Origin of the sequence: Flagellimonas eckloniae, from assembly GCF_001413955.1 — a bacterium.
Classification (GTDB): Bacteria; Bacteroidota; Bacteroidia; order Flavobacteriales; family Flavobacteriaceae; genus Flagellimonas; species Flagellimonas eckloniae.
In genome coordinates, this window is record NZ_LCTZ01000002.1 from 376,654 (window position 1) to 391,240 (window position 14,587).

A 14,587-nucleotide genomic window follows, 5' to 3' on the forward strand; every position below is an offset into this window, starting at 1 on the left:
AGCAACCAATCAAAAAACTATTCAAACGTATAACTGTCTTGTACTTTTTGGGTTACCCTGAAATAACCGTAGGGCGCATTATCTGGATCGGTCAAATTAATGCAGTTTCCAACAAGAGCAACAGGGGTGGGACTAAATGGGTCTCCTGCACCTTCAAATTGTTCAACTAAAAGCTGTAGGTAGTTATAATAGTCTTCAGAGATGCCCAACAGAGCAATATCAACAATATCACCAGGTTTAAACTCTTCTATGTTTTCTTCTTCGTCCTCTATTTTTTCATAGTAAAAAGGAGCTTCGTTTCCATCAATGAACTCGTCTTTGATATAGAAGAGTTCAGGAAGTAAGTCATTCCTACTTTGAAAACGTAAGAAATAGTAGTTTTCTACACCAGCAGGGTCCTGGAAGGAGACATTTACCTCAAGAACTTCATCATCTCCATCTTCAGTGGATTGGGTAATTGAAGAAATGTCGGATACTGAAAATAAGGTTTCAGTGGCGGCATATTGATCACCATCATAAATTACCTCTAGGGAATACGAATTTCCAATAATTGGAATGAATGATGAAGTATCATAGGTGCCATCATTTTGATCTTCAAAAATAAATACAGTACCATCATTATCATTGGTTACCTGTACTACAGCTCCAGTTACGGAAGTATTTCCATCTTTATCAAAAAAAGGTGTAGACGTACTCAATTTGATAGTTTGCTCATTGCCAGCTGTTCCTTTTTCCCAGTCAAGAGAAGCTTCGATCACCAATTTAATTGGTCCTTCGGGCACATCAACGTCAATGACATCAGTACATGATGTGCAAATCAACAACAAAGCAGAAAATAGTATTTTATATATGGATTTCATCAATTTAGAATTTAAAATTATATGTCAAGGAAGGAACGATTCCAAAAATGGCGGTCCGGGTAGCTTCGTTGGCTCCAGTTTCAAAATTTTGGCCAAATGATATGGCTGCGGCATTTTTTCTATTCAATACATTGTAAATACCAAATACCCATTCACCTTTCCATTTTTTGTCGGGTCTTCTGTTAGGTTTATAAGTGGCGGAAACATCTAAACGGTAATAAGCCGGCAATCTATCGGCATTGCGATCTGAATAACTGGCAATGGAAATGCCTTCATATTCGTACTGCCCATTGGGGTAGGTCACCGGTCTGCCCGTTTGAAAAATAGCATTCGCACCAAAACTCCATTTATTGTTGAGTTGGTATGCTCCGGTCACGGAAATATCGTGAGTTCTATCAAAAGGAGTGTTATACCACTCGCCATTGTTTATACCAGGTCCATCTGCAATGCCCCCAGGTGTTCTTTGTTCTGATTTGGATAGGGTATAGGATACCCAGCCGGTAAAGGGCCCTTCATTTTTACGGAACAACAGTTCCAAACCATAAGCTCTTGATTCGCCATTTAGGACTTCTGTTTCAATGGTGTTATTTCCGATTAAGTCAGAGCCATCAACATAGTCAATGCGATTGTCTACAGTTTTGTAATACACTTCGGCTTCCAAAGAATATATTTTGTCCTTAAAATTTCTAAAATAGCCCAGAGCATATTGGTCAGATAGTTGAGGTTCTATATATTCTCCACTTGGTGTCCAAACATCAAGCGGAGTAACAGATGAGGTGTTGGATAGCAAATGAATGTATTGTGCCGCCCTTGAGTAACCTAACTTAACAGAGGAGTAATCGTTGAGTTGATAAGCCAAGGATAAACGGGGTTCAAAGTTGCTAAACGTTTTAATACTCTCACCTTTGTCATAATTGGTTTCGCCAATTGGATCGGTTCTTTGATAAAATTGCAAAGTGTTGTTGTAGACCAAAGGTTGGTCATTGGCGTATTCTGATATAGGTTGTCCGCCCATGCGATTGAAATGACTGAACCGAACGCCGTATTGTGCCGTTAAGTTATCTGTTAATTTATGTTCGGCATTAATATATGCGGCACTCTCTAGAGCTCTTTTTTTGTCTAATTGTAATTCATTGATTGCGGAATTTGGCCCTGTAGGTTTAATTTGTCCTGGATCAAACTCATATTTTATGGTGCTTATTCCAAAGTCTAATTTAAAAGCATCACTGAAATAATATTTTAAATCGTACTTAGCATTGTAATTTTTGATGGATGAAATCCAGTCAAACTCAAAATCGGTAATGCCCAGCTCATAATCATACTTGCTATAAATCAAGGACAGGTTTGAGAATAATCTATCATTAAAAATATGATTCCATCTTAAATTACCTGATGCGTTACCATAACTACTACTGAACGACCCATCAAAATCAAAAACATCTCTCCCAAAATACCCAGATATGTATAGCTTGTTGTTTTCATTGAAACTATAGTTGGTCTTTAGGTTAAGATCGTAAAAACTAACACTGTTTTTTTCTCCTGCCAATTTTAGGAACAAATGTGCATAAGAACCTCTACCTGCAACTAAAAAGGATCCTCTTTCATTGAACATTGGTCCTTCCGCAGCAAGCCTGCTAGATATTACCCCAACTCCACCTGTTAGTGCAAAGTTTTTGTTGTTTCCGTCTTTTTGTCGTACGTCCAATACCGATGAAACACGACCACCAAACTTTGCTGGAATACCACCCTTGTACAGTTTAAGATCTTTTACTGCATCTGCATTAAAGACCGAAAAGAATCCCAACATATGTGATGTATTGTAAATGATGGCCTCATCCAATAGGACTAAGTTCTGATCAACAGCACCTCCCCGCACATGAAAACCACTGGACCCTTCACCATTGTTGGTTACTCCGGGTAAAATCTGTAAGGATTTTATAATATCCACTTCGCCCAATACAACGGGCATTTGCTTGACCGTTTTTATGTTCAATTTGGAAACACTCATTTCGGGCTTTCTTAAAATGGCACGTTCCGGTTCTTCCGCTGTTACCTCTACTTCATCCAATTGCGTTGAAAACTCTTGAATTTCCACATCTATTTTTTGGTTTTGGTCTAAAACCACCTCCATTGTTATTTCCTTGTAGCCCATGTGTGAGACAATCATGGTATAGGAACCTTTGGGTGCCGTAATGGAATAGAATCCATATTCGTTGGTTACTGCGCCAATGGTTGTTCCCTTTAAAAAGATGGAAGTTCCAAAAAGTGTTTCCCCGTTCATTTTGTCGGTTATATTTCCACTAATGGTAAAACTGTTTTGTGCTTGGATTACCGTTGAACCCAATAGAATACACAGGCCAATCAATAATTGTATTGGTGCATACCTATCCTTTTTTTTCTTCATTCGTTTTTTGATTTAATGATTATGTTCAAACCTTTTGTTGATTTATTTGTTTTAATGACATGTGGTATTTGGAAAGGTTGCATCAAACAGAAAAGAAATTTTTTTCTGAAGAAATGAAAGGACTTCATTTTATAAAAAAATGAAATTTAAAAAATTGATAGTGTGCGAATTGTAGTAAAAAGAGATGAGACTGAGTAGTAATTTTTTTTAAAATAAACTGAAGTGATCATAATTACAGTCCATCCATAAAAAAGTACGGTTCGGTAATTCTTTCTGGTGAAAATCTTAGTTCTGACTCAATTTTGCTTCAATAACAATCAAAACAAACAGTTATGCAAACATTGGCCAAAATTTTAATCTTATTAGTAATCGGAACATTAACCGCTCAGGATCAGTATACTAAAGGAATGGACAAGGCTTTCCACCTATGGGGCGATCAAAAGCCTATTGAAGCTGCCAACCTTTTTGAACGTATTGCCATGGCGGAGCAGGATAATTGGCTTCCTCATTATTATGTGGCTCAAATCAATACCATTTACTCCTTTGGAGAAAAGGATTTTGAAAAATTATCTAAGCAATTGGAAAAGGCAAGGGAATTTGTGGAATTGGCCAAGGCAATTTCACCTGATAACCCTGAAATTTTAGTTTTAGAAGCCATGATAAACACCGCTTGGATTTCTTTTGATGGTGCAACCTATGGAATGACATTATCTGGAAAGAATGTACAGTTATATCAGCAAGCTCTGGAAATTGCCCCAGAAAACCCTAGAGTTGTTTTTTCTAAAGCGGAATGGGATATGGGAAGTGCACGATATTTTGGGAAGGATACCGCCCCTTATTGTAAAGATGTGGAAAGAGCCTTAGAACTTTTTGCTAATTTTAGCAATGAAACACCATTTTATCCTTCATGGGGAAAGGATAGGGCAGAACAAGTGCTCGAGCAATGTAAGTCTTAAATATGAAGAACTTTTTAAAGGTTATAAAAGTATCCTTACTGATTACCATATTTGTCGCCATCCTAAGCATTTTTATTTTTGGGGATGGCGATTACTCTTATGATAGCATCACTAGAGATATAATTATCAGTTTTATTTTTTCGTTTGGATTGACGGCTGTCAATTCTTATTACTATGATGGGATGAACATCCGTTATTCTTGGGAGAAAGACCCTAAAAAACGTTTGTGGATAGGTGCTATAGGTTCTCTTTTCTTAACCATCATAACCTTTGGGGTATTAAGATATTTGGTTCATTTTTATTATGTAGGACTTTCTATTGGTGAATTTCTTGAGCAGGAGACACTTGAGTCATATATAATAGCCATTGTTATTACTGTTATTGCTTCTCTTTTCACACATGCCTTTTATTTTTACAGGGCACTTCAAAAGAAGGAGGTCAAAAAACAAAAAATTATTGCAGGATCGGCTTCGGCACGTTTTGATGCATTAAAAAATCAATTAGACCCACATTTTTTATTCAATAGTTTAAACGTATTAACCAGTCTGATTGAGGAAGATCCCCACCAAGCACAAAAATTCACCACTTCTTTATCCAAAGTATATCGATATGTATTGGAACAGAAAAATAAAGATTTGGTTACAGTGGATGAAGAACTAAATTTTGCCAGAACCTATGTACGATTGTTAAAAATGCGATTTGAGGATAGCATTGTTTTTGAGATTCCAGAAAAATCCAGTAATCCTGAAGCTATGATCGTTCCACTTTCTCTGCAACTGCTTTTGGAGAATGCGGTAAAACACAATGTGGTAACTCCTACTAGACCATTACATATAAAAGTTATTGAAAAGAAGGGGGCATTAGTTGTTAGCAATAACTTGCAAGAAAAGCAAGTAGTAAAAAAGAGCAGTGGGGTGGGGCTACAGAATATTAAACAGCGCTATGCCATTTTAACGGACAGAGAGGTAGACATTAATAAGACTGTAAAAGAATTTAGTGTAGCACTGCCTATGCTAACGGCCCAAATTTCTGTGATAGAGACCCAGGAAAGTCATATTGGGGAGAAACGTTACATAAAGGCAAAAGAAAAAGTAGAAGCGATCAAGGGCTTTTATAGCAATTTAATGGCCTATTGTATTGTAATTCCATTTTTGTGGTGGCTCAATTTAAGAACCACTGACTTTCTCTGGGCGTTCTTTCCAACCTTGTTTTGGGGTTTTGGTATTCTTGCCCATGGTCTTGAAGCTTATGGACGCAACCCATTGTGGGGCAAACGTTGGGAACAACGAAAAATCCAGGAATTTATGGATAGTGAGGAATTTTAGTACACACAAAATCTAAATTCTGGCGGGCTTTCACAATTCATCCCTTAAAAACAACAGTTCGCGAATCTACTTTTTGGGAAACACCGTTTTCTCCCGAAGTTTGAACCATAATTAATAATCACTAAAAAACACAGGATGGAAAATAATGGTGAACTTCGATATAAGAGAGCAAAGGAAAGAGTAGCAGCACTCAAGTCATTTTATTCAAATTTAGCGGCTTATTGTATTGTTATTCCGATTTTGGCCTATTTAAACTTTAGAACAACAAGTTTCCCTTGGGTCGTTTTCCCTGCCCTTGGCTGGGGAATAGGTTTAATTGGCCATTGGTTTTGCACTATCGGGTATAACCCTATTTTAGGTAAAAACTGGGAAGAACAAAAAATAAGAGAATATATGGAGTCTGACCGAATCTAACATATCTGTATATTTAAAGAGACAACCAAGAGATTAAAAAATGGAAAATTCAAATAAAGAAACCAAATACCTTAGGGCCAAGGAAAAGGTGGCAAAACTAAAGAAGTTTTATGCAAACCTTAGTACGTATGTGTTCGTAATTAGCATATTGGCCTTAATCAATTATTTGGTTAACGGATTTAGCTATATGTGGTTTTTATGGGCTGCATTTGGCTGGGGCATAGGAATATTTTTTCATGCCGTAAGTACCTTTGACCTTAACCCTTTCTTTGGTAAAAGTTGGGAACAGCGTAAGATCAAACAGCTGATGGATGAAGATGAGAAAACGCAAAAATGGACATAACAATGGAAGATTTCAACAACGAAAAATTGAAGAGGGCTAAAAAGAAGGTAGATGAACTAAAGGGTTTTTATGTACATCTCACGGTCTATATAATTGTAAATGTGTTCATACTCGTTAATATTTATTTAAACACTGATGATTTCTGGAAGTGGCCGCATTTTGTGACTCTTTTTGGCTGGGGAATAGGTTTAGCGTTCCACGCAACCAAAACCTTTGGTTTTAACCCCTTTTTTGGTAAGGATTGGGAGAAAAAACAAATACAGAAATATATAGAAGAGGATAAAAAGGAAATGGATAAATTCAAATAGGATGGAAAAAGCAACGACAAGTGTGGAAAGGGCTAAAAAAAGAGTGTCTCAACTAAAAAAGTTTTACACGCACCTATCAATCTACATATTAGTTAACTTCATCCTTTTAGGAATTAAGGCCTATTTTTTTGGTCTTTTTGAAAATAACATTGGGGAAAATGTTGACCTAACAGCTTGGATAAGTTGGAATATGTTGTCTACACCCATAATTTGGGGAATATTTTTAATTGTCCACGCTACAAAGGTCTTTAGCCATCCTTTAGTGGAAAAATGGGAAAAAGGGCAGATTCAGAAATTTTTGGAAAAAGAAGAGAATGATATCTCTGGACATTACTAATTTTTAAACTGTAGAAATGAACGTAATCATCATAGAAGATGAAAAGCCAGCCGCAAGAAGATTAAGTAGATTGCTTTTGGAACTGGATGTTGAGGTTTCCACAATGCTTCATTCCGTTGAAGAATCAATTGAGTGGTTCACTAACAACACACATCCTGATTTAATTTTTCTTGACATTCAATTATCGGATGGTCTCTCCTTTGAAATATTTGATAGTATCGAAGTAAAAAGCGCTATCATTTTTACTACCGCTTTTGATGAATATGCACTCCAGGCTTTCAAGCTAAATAGCATCGATTATTTGTTAAAACCCATTGATGATGAAGAGCTTGAAAGTGCAGTGAAAAAGTACCGGGATTTTAAACCTGAAAAACAAAAAATATCTGTTGATTTTAACGACATAAAAAAGTTGCTTGTCAACCCTCTGGAACGAGAGTATAAAAAACGATTTACGGTTAAGGTAGGGCAACATTTAAAAATCATCAATGCTGATGAGGTAGAATGTTTTTATAGTGAGAACAAGGGTACCTACGCAGCAACTTCAGATGGAAGAAACTATTTGTTGGATACCACACTGGAGAACTTGGAAGGGGAGCTGTCGCCAAAAAAGTTCTTTAGGGTAAGCAGGAAGTTTTACATAAATATCATTCACATAAAAGATATCATCTCATACACAAATTCTAGGCTTCAAATTAAGTTAAATCACTTTAGCGAACAAGAAATCATTGTTAGTAGAGAGCGAGTAAAAGACTTTAAGTTATGGTTAGAATAATGTATATTAATAATATGATTAACAAATAATTAAACATATTTAAAAATAACAATAAATTTTTCTTATAGTTAAGTTTTTGAGAAAAATCATCTAGTTTTCTTCAATTCGATTGTCATCAAATGCTGAGGGTAACAATTTAGGAATTAATTTTATAAAAATTGGTAATAGAACAGCTCCTCCGGGTAACATGAAAATGGCCAAGGAAGGAATAGTCTTAAAAATGTCCAACAATTGTTTTTGAACTTTTTTCTTCTCTTCAGGGTTTAGTTCCTTAGCTGCGGATTTTGATAAAAGAGATACAAGTTCTTTACTTTCGGTGAGCTCTTTTTTAAGCCTTTTACTATTTCTTAAAATTAATTTACTAACGTTTTTTAGCATTCCTTCATAGAATTGAAAGGCTAAATTTTTGTCATTTAAGTAGGCAACTTTTGAACTGTTTTTTTGAAAGAATTCTGTGGTATATTTCAGCACCGATTCCACTTCATTTTTTGACTTTTCCAAGTCACTTCCAAGTCCAAAAATATATTCCGATTCTGTATAGTCTAAAGACTTATCTTCCCATATGGTCAAACACGCCATATCCAAAAAATAGTCCTTGGCATATTTGGAGAAATTATACTTTAATAAATCCCTATAGGTACCATCAAAATTTGCCTTATCCGGATCCACATAGGTAAGGGAAGAGTCTAAAAGTTGAATCAACTTATCATCTGCCTTTTTTGTTTCCTTAGAGTTTAGTGCATGATAGGCAATGTTGATGGTTACATATTCCAATAGCTGTGCATGTCTCATAATATTTGGGGAACCCTGTAGATAAATTTGAAAAATCAGAATATCAACATATAACAATGAGTTGGTAAGGCTGTTCCCAAAAGCTCTATTGAATGCAGTTCCACCAAGATAAATTCTGGAATCCAAGAGTTTTTCAAGCTGGGATTCGGTCTGTTTACCGCTCAAAATTTTATTCAAGAACGATATTTTGGCAACATCAAGGGACTGATAATAGTTAAAAACAGTGTTTACAAAAAGGTCAAAATCCGTTTCGCCTTTTTCAAGTGTAAAAGTGAAGTAGAGGGCAGTAAGTAAATTTATCTTAGCTATTTCATCCTCAGTGAGTTCATGTTCAACATCAATAAAAGAACAAATATCAAGATGAATCCCATAAATAAATCCGTTTCTTTTAAGTTCTTGATATAAACTATCAAAGTTCGGAAAGTGAATGGATTCTTTTTTGACCAGATGTCCAAACTTATTGATCCATCCGGATGATGAGGGATTCATTAGGTTAATGTTTACCGTTCAAAATAACATAATTTATAGGACTTTATTCGACTTTGCTTGCATACAAAATTCAATAAAGCATGGGTTTTTGTTTTTTGGATGTCAAACAATCATCAAGAAACCTTCTATTCTTTGATTTTAGGCCCCCCATTTTCAATGGAATTATTTTCCTTATGTAGGATTTCAATTCCCTTTTGAATCACCAGATTTGTTGGGATGGATATTCTACGACCATCATCCGTGCGCATAAAAAGATAAAACCCACTAATGTCCTCTACTTTACCCGTCCAGTCAAAATCCTTGTCCAAAACCCTTACCCTATCGCCCAGTCGTAGTGGATGACCAAAAAATAGGATGACACTAGCGGTTAAGTTGGAGAGAATAGACCATTGGGCCACAAACCCAATACCCACAATTGCCAATACGGAAGAAATAAAAATGGAAAACTCTTGTAGATTTACGCCCCAAATCAATGTAATTCCAATTATGGCTATTCCATAAAACAGTAGATTACTCAAGTAGAAGATAATTTTTCTACTGTTCATGTCAATGGCGCTGGTTCTCCCAAATCTTCTAATAGCTTTTTTTGTAATCGTGTTAATGCCGATTAGGAGGGCCAATAAGACAACGGTAATTATAATTTCATTTTTATATGATATTACATCTAACATAACAAAGGGTGTTGATTTATGATACTGCAAAATACCTAATTCTCTTTTCCTGCATATAAATTTTATACAATGATAAAGGTCATATGCTCTAAAAATAGGGGTAGGTAATTTTGGTCAAATTTAAAACACATACACGTATGAAGAAGGTAATTGTTTTTTTGTTGATGATTGTAGTAGGATCTACAAATTTGTCCCATGCACAAAGCTCAGGTACAGATACTGATGGTAGTAAATGGCAGTTTAGACTACGCGGAATCGTAGTAACACCTGATGAGAGTGCTGATATTGAAGCTATTGGTGGCGACGCGTCAATTTCCACAGCAGTTGTACCTGAACTGGATATTTCTTATTTTTTTGATGAGAATTGGTCGTTGGAATTGATTTTGGCCACAACAAAACACGATGTCGAGGCAGTTGGAACTTCGGCTGGTGATATAGATTTGGGACATGTATGGTTGCTTCCACCAACTTTAACAGGTCAATATCATTTTACAGGAGGCAACTTGGTACCTTATTTGGGAGCAGGATTGAATTTGACCTTGTTTTATGGAGTTGATGAAGGCCCTGTTGCTGATAATGTTGATTACGATACGGCTTTGGGATTTGCTTTTCAAGGAGGGTTTGACTACATGTTAAATGATACCTGGTTTTTGAATGTTGATATAAAGAAGATGTTTATGGGAACGGATGCAACCATTGATGCTACTACAGCTCTTGGGGCTACAGTCGGTGCGGATGTTGACATTAACCCATGGATTTTTGGATTTGGAGTAGGGGTAAAACTATAAAAATACCAGCTTTAAGTTATGATAAAGAAAACGGCTTGATGGAAACTCAAGCCGTTTTTAGTATTATTTGTTCTTAGTTAATGCCTTCAACATGTTTTATGGGTCTAACCTCCATCCGCCAAATTCCTTCATCAAATCTTGGGTCTTGTTTTGCAATGGCTATTGCTTCATCCAAATCTTTTGCCAGGAGATGGTAATATCCAGAGATAATCTCCTTGGTTTCATTGTAAGGTCCGTCAACAATTTGCCCGTTTTTGTAGGATAGCATTGTTCCTTTCATTTCCAAGGGTTGGGCAGATTTCATTCTACCTTCTTCCGTAAGTTTTTTTAAATACCCTCCAATTTTTTCAATATGCTGCTGCATTTGTTCTGGAGATAAATTGGCTTTGGGTTCCTCTTCACTTCGAATTAATAATAGAAATTCTCTCATAATTTTTTATTTAAGATTATAATTTGACCCTAAGACAACTGAGATGGTGAAATCAGGACAAGCTCATCCAATTTTTTTCTCAAAAGTTCTTTATCTCTTGGATTTTTGGCCAAATGTAAAGCCTGATTGTAGGCAAATCGTGCTTTTGCGAAGGCTTTGTTCGTCTTATGAAGTTCTGCAAGGGTAAAGTGATATAGAAAATAATTGTCGATATCTGATTCCTCTCCCAATGTTTCCAGAGTAGAAATAGCCACTTGCGTTCCTTTTACTTCAGCTAATACAATACTTCTGTTTAATTGTGTAATTGGGGAATCTTCCAATACTATAAGTTGATCATACAAGGACAAAATTTGTTCCCAATTTGTTTTATTATAGGTTTCGGCAATACAATGATGGGCAGAAATGGTAGCTAGAATATTGTATTTGGTTATTGTTTTGGTCGAGGTGATTTTATCCAAATACCACATTCCCGTTTGAATTAATTGAGAATCCCATTTTGAGCGATCTTGCTCCTTTAAATCGATGATTTCACCCACATCAGATACGCGGGAAGCAAATCTAGATACATTGAAGTACATAAGGGCTAAAAGAGCACTACAATCAGTTTTATTGCCAACAACGGTACTTTCTTCAAGTAAGCGTGCAAGCCTGATGGCTTCCAAACAAAGATCAAAACGGATAACCTGATTTTTGTTTGCTGGAAAATAACCCTCATTGAATAAGAGGTAAATTGTCTTTAGAACGGCTTCCAACCGTTTATCTGTATCAAATTTTTGGGAGAGATCAATTTTAATTTTTCTCAGTTGCAGTCTTCCTCTAACAAGTCGCTTATTTATGGTTTCCTCATTTGAAAAAAAGGCGTTTGCAATCTCAGAAATACTGAAACCAGACAATATCTTTAGGATAAGTGCTATCTGTGAGTTTTCAGAGATAGAGGGATGGCAACAGGAAAACATCATTTTTAACTGGCTGTCTTCAATCAATTCATCAGAAAAGAAACCAGTCTCGTCCATTTCTGGTTTTTGATTGGCTTGGGATTCATAATCTCTTTGATATTTTTTTCGCTTTAGTACATTTAAAGTCAAATTTTTAGCTGTTGTATATAACCAAGCCTTAGGGTTTTCAGGAATCCCCTTCATTTCCCAATGCTCCGTTGCCTTTAGTAAAGTCTCCTGTACAATGTCCTCAGCAGTTTCAACATGGGCATTCCCTAAATAGCCTGTAATAACGGAGACCAACTTGCCATACTCATTTCTAAAAAAGTGGGAGGTAAGCTCATTGCTTGTCGTAAAGTTGGGATTGTTCATTTTAAACCAAATATTGATAAACCGCTTACATTCAAAAATTCAAAATACAATTATTATGGATAAATATGAGGAGTATCTTCCATTAAACTGATTCTTATCAAAGTAGAGAATTTTCTTCAGGAATAATTGGCTTATGGCAATTAATTTTATTGTGGATTATTGGCTTTTATGCTTCCGATTAGCAAGAACGTTAGGAAAGCCAGGCCAAGATAGCCTACCAGACTGTAGGAATCAAAAGTAGAAAAACACAGACTAAAAACTGGTGGCGCAAGGGCGCTGGCCAGAATTAAAAAACTCATTATTTTCCCAGTGATGGCACCAAGGTTATCCCTGCCAAAAAAGCGGGGCCAAGCTATTGCATTCAATACAGCATAAAACCCGGACATTATACCGAAACCTGCTATCAATAATGGGATACCTACTGGACTGGCCAAGGATAAAAATCCAATAGCTGCCAATAAACCACCAAATAACATTAAGAATAAGTATGATTTTAATGGTAGGGAATCACTGAGATAGTTAAATAGTGTTGAAACACAAATCGCCACAACGGAACCTGGCAAAAAAATGGATATGGCGTCCTCTTTGGGAAAACCTTGGCTGGCAAAAATGGAGACCACATGAAAAGAAAGTCCGGTACTAAAAAAACTACTGAAGGCCAACATTAGACCATACATCCAAAAAACACGGGTTACCATTGCTTCCTTGAGCGTAAACTGCTTATAAATAGGCATTTTAACATCCGCCTCATCTTGGCTTACGACTTTTTGACCATCAGGAAGCAATCCATATTCTTCGGGCTTGTTCTTGTATAGAAAATAGATTAAGATGCTACAAAACAATAATCCAAATGCCATATAGCGCCATGCATTTTCCCAACCTCCATAATCTATCAAAGTATTTATCCATAGGGGTGCCGAGGAGAATCCAAAAGATATGGCCACACTACTAAACATGTTTACCTTACCACGATTCTTATCAAACCAAATCATGATTACATTACGGGAAGCCATGGTCAAAACTCCCTGCCCCGAAAAGCGAAGTAGGAAGAACAAAGTGGTCATTAACAAAAAAGGGATTAACCAAGTATCTTGTGCCAGCAAAGTTTTAATGGACTCACTCATTTGTGCTGAAAAAGAGCATAAAAGCACTGTAATTGCCAATACCTGAATGGCAAAAAAGGCAACATAGCGTGCCCCATATCGATCAAACCAAACTCCAGCCCTACCGATTACCAATGAACTTACAATGGTGCCAATCATATAGGCATTGCTAAATTGGTTCCTACTAAGGCCCAAGGCATCTTTTACGGGATCTGTGAATACCGAAACCCCAATGGTTTGGCCAGGCACGCTGCAAAACACACCAATTGTGCCGATGACCATGATAATGTACCCATAAAAAATGGGGCTTTTGGCTGGTTCAAAAAGAATAAAACTGCGGTTTTTGGGCATAGTCTATTTTCAAGCTCGAAAGTAGGTTTTTTTGGAGCTTTTCACTCATTGTTAAGAATAAAAAAAAACCACCATTAGGTGGTTTTTTCAATTTTGATTTTCTTCTGTAATTAAGTCAAGGTTTTAGCATTACACTTCTATTAACTTTATTGAATGGACCTTCAATTAAATTACCATCACTATCAATAAGCTCCAAATCAATTGTTACCTTACCCATTGGCAATCCTTTTATAATATGGGGTGCCCATTCTGTTATAGTAAATTCTTCACCATTTATAGTAGCTCGTACTTTGTTGCCGTCTTCTGAGAGTGTTGTGTTTAAGACGAAAAAGTCCAACAATAGATTTTCGGTGTCCTTTCCGGAATATTCACCTTTGGGGCGACTATAAATCAAGGTAGGGGCATCCATACTCAATCCTAAGGAGTCTTGGGGGTTGGAACCGATTTCCATTTTTTTAACGACTACCGAATTTTCATTTTTTACTGATTCGTGGTACGAACGGCTCAAAAAAGCCACTAAATGATGTACTCCATCAGGAATTTCCTTTTTGAAAGTGGGCTCATAATGGGCGGAATAGGGTTGATTATTCAGAATAAAGTGAATGTGTTGACCTTTTCCCGAGTTAGCCAATTTATCTGCATTAGGGCCACCAGTCTGTGCTCCTAATTCATAGTTGTTTACCGCAAATTCGAAATCGATTTCACCACTATTGTCAATCTTGGTATTTGCAGGACTCTCTAATACTAATTCTGCATCTGAATAAGCTGGTGAACCTTCAAGTTTACTTAAGGTAATGGTTGTCTTTTCCACTTCCGATTCCAATTCTTTTGTGGCATCCTCCATACCATCTTTGGCTTCTTTTTTAACCTGTTTGCAACTGAAGGTGGCGACCAAAAAAAGTCCCATTGTCAACGCTTGTATTTTTTTCATTGTAAG

16 protein-coding genes are annotated in these 14,587 nt (G+C 36.4%); 8 read left to right on the forward strand and 8 right to left on the reverse strand.

What is annotated here, in order from left to right; all coding sequences use genetic code 11:
- Window positions 1-17: 17 nt before the first annotated feature.
- Window positions 18-860 carry a DUF4249 domain-containing protein gene (locus AAY42_RS01585; protein WP_055392256.1) on the reverse strand — a complete coding sequence of 281 codons (843 nt, stop codon included), beginning with the start codon at window positions 858-860 and terminating at the stop codon, window positions 18-20.
- A gap of 4 nt (window positions 861-864) precedes the next feature.
- The gene (locus AAY42_RS01590) at window positions 865-3,264 is read right to left on the reverse strand and encodes a TonB-dependent receptor (protein ID WP_055392257.1); all 2,400 of its coding nucleotides are present in this window, start codon (window positions 3,262-3,264) and stop codon (window positions 865-867) included.
- Window positions 3,265-3,596: 332 nt separating this feature from the next.
- On the opposite strand from AAY42_RS01590, the gene AAY42_RS01595 reads away from it, so the two are divergent.
- The 7 genes from AAY42_RS01595 to AAY42_RS01625 all read left to right on the forward strand — a co-directional run bounded on the left by AAY42_RS01595 (window position 3,597) and on the right by AAY42_RS01625 (window position 7,719).
- Window positions 3,597-4,220 (forward strand): tetratricopeptide repeat protein, encoded by a 624-nt coding sequence (locus AAY42_RS01595; RefSeq protein WP_055392258.1) that lies wholly within the window; start codon window positions 3,597-3,599, stop codon window positions 4,218-4,220.
- Between the two features lie 2 nt (window positions 4,221-4,222).
- The gene (locus AAY42_RS01600; protein ID WP_055392259.1) at window positions 4,223-5,545 is read left to right on the forward strand and encodes a 2TM domain-containing protein; all 1,323 of its coding nucleotides are present in this window, start codon (window positions 4,223-4,225) and stop codon (window positions 5,543-5,545) included.
- Window positions 5,546-5,680: 135 nt separating this feature from the next.
- Window positions 5,681-5,959 carry a 2TM domain-containing protein gene (locus tag AAY42_RS01605; protein WP_055392260.1) on the forward strand — a complete coding sequence of 93 codons (279 nt, stop codon included), beginning with the start codon at window positions 5,681-5,683 and terminating at the stop codon, window positions 5,957-5,959.
- 40 nt (window positions 5,960-5,999) lie between these two features.
- A complete protein-coding gene (locus AAY42_RS01610; protein WP_055392261.1) occupies window positions 6,000-6,302 on the forward strand; it encodes a 2TM domain-containing protein in 303 nt (100 codons plus the stop codon).
- Entirely contained in the window at window positions 6,293-6,610 is a 318-nt protein-coding gene (locus AAY42_RS01615) for a 2TM domain-containing protein (protein WP_245625575.1), read from the forward strand. Before AAY42_RS01610 ends, AAY42_RS01615 begins: the two co-directional genes overlap by 10 nt.
- A gap of 1 nt (window position 6,611) precedes the next feature.
- Window positions 6,612-6,947, forward strand: coding sequence for a 2TM domain-containing protein (locus tag AAY42_RS01620; RefSeq protein WP_055392263.1), 336 nt, complete (start codon window positions 6,612-6,614; stop codon window positions 6,945-6,947).
- 16 nt (window positions 6,948-6,963) lie between these two features.
- Window positions 6,964-7,719 (forward strand): LytR/AlgR family response regulator transcription factor, encoded by a 756-nt coding sequence (locus AAY42_RS01625; RefSeq protein ID WP_055392264.1) that lies wholly within the window; start codon window positions 6,964-6,966, stop codon window positions 7,717-7,719.
- A 90-nt stretch (window positions 7,720-7,809) separates the two neighbouring features.
- Here the strand turns inward: AAY42_RS01625 and AAY42_RS01630 are convergent, their stop codons facing one another.
- Both AAY42_RS01630 and AAY42_RS01635 read right to left on the reverse strand, forming a co-directional pair.
- Entirely contained in the window at window positions 7,810-9,000 is a 1,191-nt protein-coding gene (locus AAY42_RS01630) for an LETM1-related biofilm-associated protein (RefSeq protein WP_055392265.1), read from the reverse strand.
- 125 nt (window positions 9,001-9,125) lie between these two features.
- Entirely contained in the window at window positions 9,126-9,671 is a 546-nt protein-coding gene (locus AAY42_RS01635; protein WP_055392266.1) for a mechanosensitive ion channel family protein, read from the reverse strand.
- A 137-nt stretch (window positions 9,672-9,808) separates the two neighbouring features.
- On the opposite strand from AAY42_RS01635, the gene AAY42_RS01640 reads away from it, so the two are divergent.
- Window positions 9,809-10,459 (forward strand): OmpW/AlkL family protein, encoded by a 651-nt coding sequence (locus AAY42_RS01640; protein ID WP_082433294.1) that lies wholly within the window; start codon window positions 9,809-9,811, stop codon window positions 10,457-10,459.
- Window positions 10,460-10,532: 73 nt separating this feature from the next.
- Here AAY42_RS01640 and AAY42_RS01645 read toward each other — a convergent pair whose 3' ends face one another.
- The 4 genes from AAY42_RS01645 to AAY42_RS01660 form a co-directional block, all read right to left on the reverse strand.
- Window positions 10,533-10,889: a YciI family protein gene (locus AAY42_RS01645; RefSeq protein ID WP_055392267.1), complete on the reverse strand. Its 357-nt coding sequence runs from the start codon at window positions 10,887-10,889 to the stop codon at window positions 10,533-10,535.
- A 29-nt stretch (window positions 10,890-10,918) separates the two neighbouring features.
- Complete coding sequence (locus AAY42_RS01650) at window positions 10,919-12,196, reverse strand: RNA polymerase sigma factor (RefSeq protein ID WP_055392268.1); 1,278 nt, start codon at window positions 12,194-12,196, stop codon at window positions 10,919-10,921.
- Window positions 12,197-12,342: 146 nt separating this feature from the next.
- Window positions 12,343-13,650, reverse strand: coding sequence for an MFS transporter (locus tag AAY42_RS01655; RefSeq protein ID WP_055392269.1), 1,308 nt, complete (start codon window positions 13,648-13,650; stop codon window positions 12,343-12,345).
- Between the two features lie 115 nt (window positions 13,651-13,765).
- Window positions 13,766-14,581, reverse strand: a complete 816-nt coding sequence (locus AAY42_RS01660) for a hypothetical protein (protein ID WP_055392270.1) — start codon at window positions 14,579-14,581, stop codon at window positions 13,766-13,768.
- Between the last annotated feature and the right edge of the window lie 6 nt (window positions 14,582-14,587).

Excerpts from the sequence above, each read along its gene's own strand:
- AAY42_RS01585 (WP_055392256.1), bottom strand. The coding sequence starts at position 860 with ATGAAATCCATATATAAAATACTATTTTCTGCTTTGTTGTTGATTTGC.
- AAY42_RS01590 (WP_055392257.1), bottom strand. The coding sequence starts at position 3,264 with ATGAAGAAAAAAAAGGATAGGTATGCACCAATACAATTATTGATTGGC.
- AAY42_RS01595 (WP_055392258.1), top strand. The coding sequence starts at position 3,597 with ATGCAAACATTGGCCAAAATTTTAATCTTATTAGTAATCGGAACATTA.
- AAY42_RS01600 (WP_055392259.1), top strand. The coding sequence starts at position 4,223 with ATGAAGAACTTTTTAAAGGTTATAAAAGTATCCTTACTGATTACCATA.
- AAY42_RS01605 (WP_055392260.1), top strand. The coding sequence starts at position 5,681 with ATGGAAAATAATGGTGAACTTCGATATAAGAGAGCAAAGGAAAGAGTA.
- AAY42_RS01610 (WP_055392261.1), top strand. The coding sequence starts at position 6,000 with ATGGAAAATTCAAATAAAGAAACCAAATACCTTAGGGCCAAGGAAAAG.
- AAY42_RS01615 (WP_245625575.1), top strand. The coding sequence starts at position 6,293 with ATGGACATAACAATGGAAGATTTCAACAACGAAAAATTGAAGAGGGCT.
- AAY42_RS01620 (WP_055392263.1), top strand. The coding sequence starts at position 6,612 with ATGGAAAAAGCAACGACAAGTGTGGAAAGGGCTAAAAAAAGAGTGTCT.
- AAY42_RS01625 (WP_055392264.1), top strand. The coding sequence starts at position 6,964 with ATGAACGTAATCATCATAGAAGATGAAAAGCCAGCCGCAAGAAGATTA.
- AAY42_RS01630 (WP_055392265.1), bottom strand. The coding sequence starts at position 9,000 with ATGAATCCCTCATCATCCGGATGGATCAATAAGTTTGGACATCTGGTC.
- AAY42_RS01635 (WP_055392266.1), bottom strand. The coding sequence starts at position 9,671 with ATGTTAGATGTAATATCATATAAAAATGAAATTATAATTACCGTTGTC.
- AAY42_RS01640 (WP_082433294.1), top strand. The coding sequence starts at position 9,809 with ATGAAGAAGGTAATTGTTTTTTTGTTGATGATTGTAGTAGGATCTACA.
- AAY42_RS01645 (WP_055392267.1), bottom strand. The coding sequence starts at position 10,889 with ATGAGAGAATTTCTATTATTAATTCGAAGTGAAGAGGAACCCAAAGCC.
- AAY42_RS01650 (WP_055392268.1), bottom strand. The coding sequence starts at position 12,196 with ATGAACAATCCCAACTTTACGACAAGCAATGAGCTTACCTCCCACTTT.
- AAY42_RS01655 (WP_055392269.1), bottom strand. The coding sequence starts at position 13,650 with ATGCCCAAAAACCGCAGTTTTATTCTTTTTGAACCAGCCAAAAGCCCC.
- AAY42_RS01660 (WP_055392270.1), bottom strand. The coding sequence starts at position 14,581 with ATGAAAAAAATACAAGCGTTGACAATGGGACTTTTTTTGGTCGCCACC.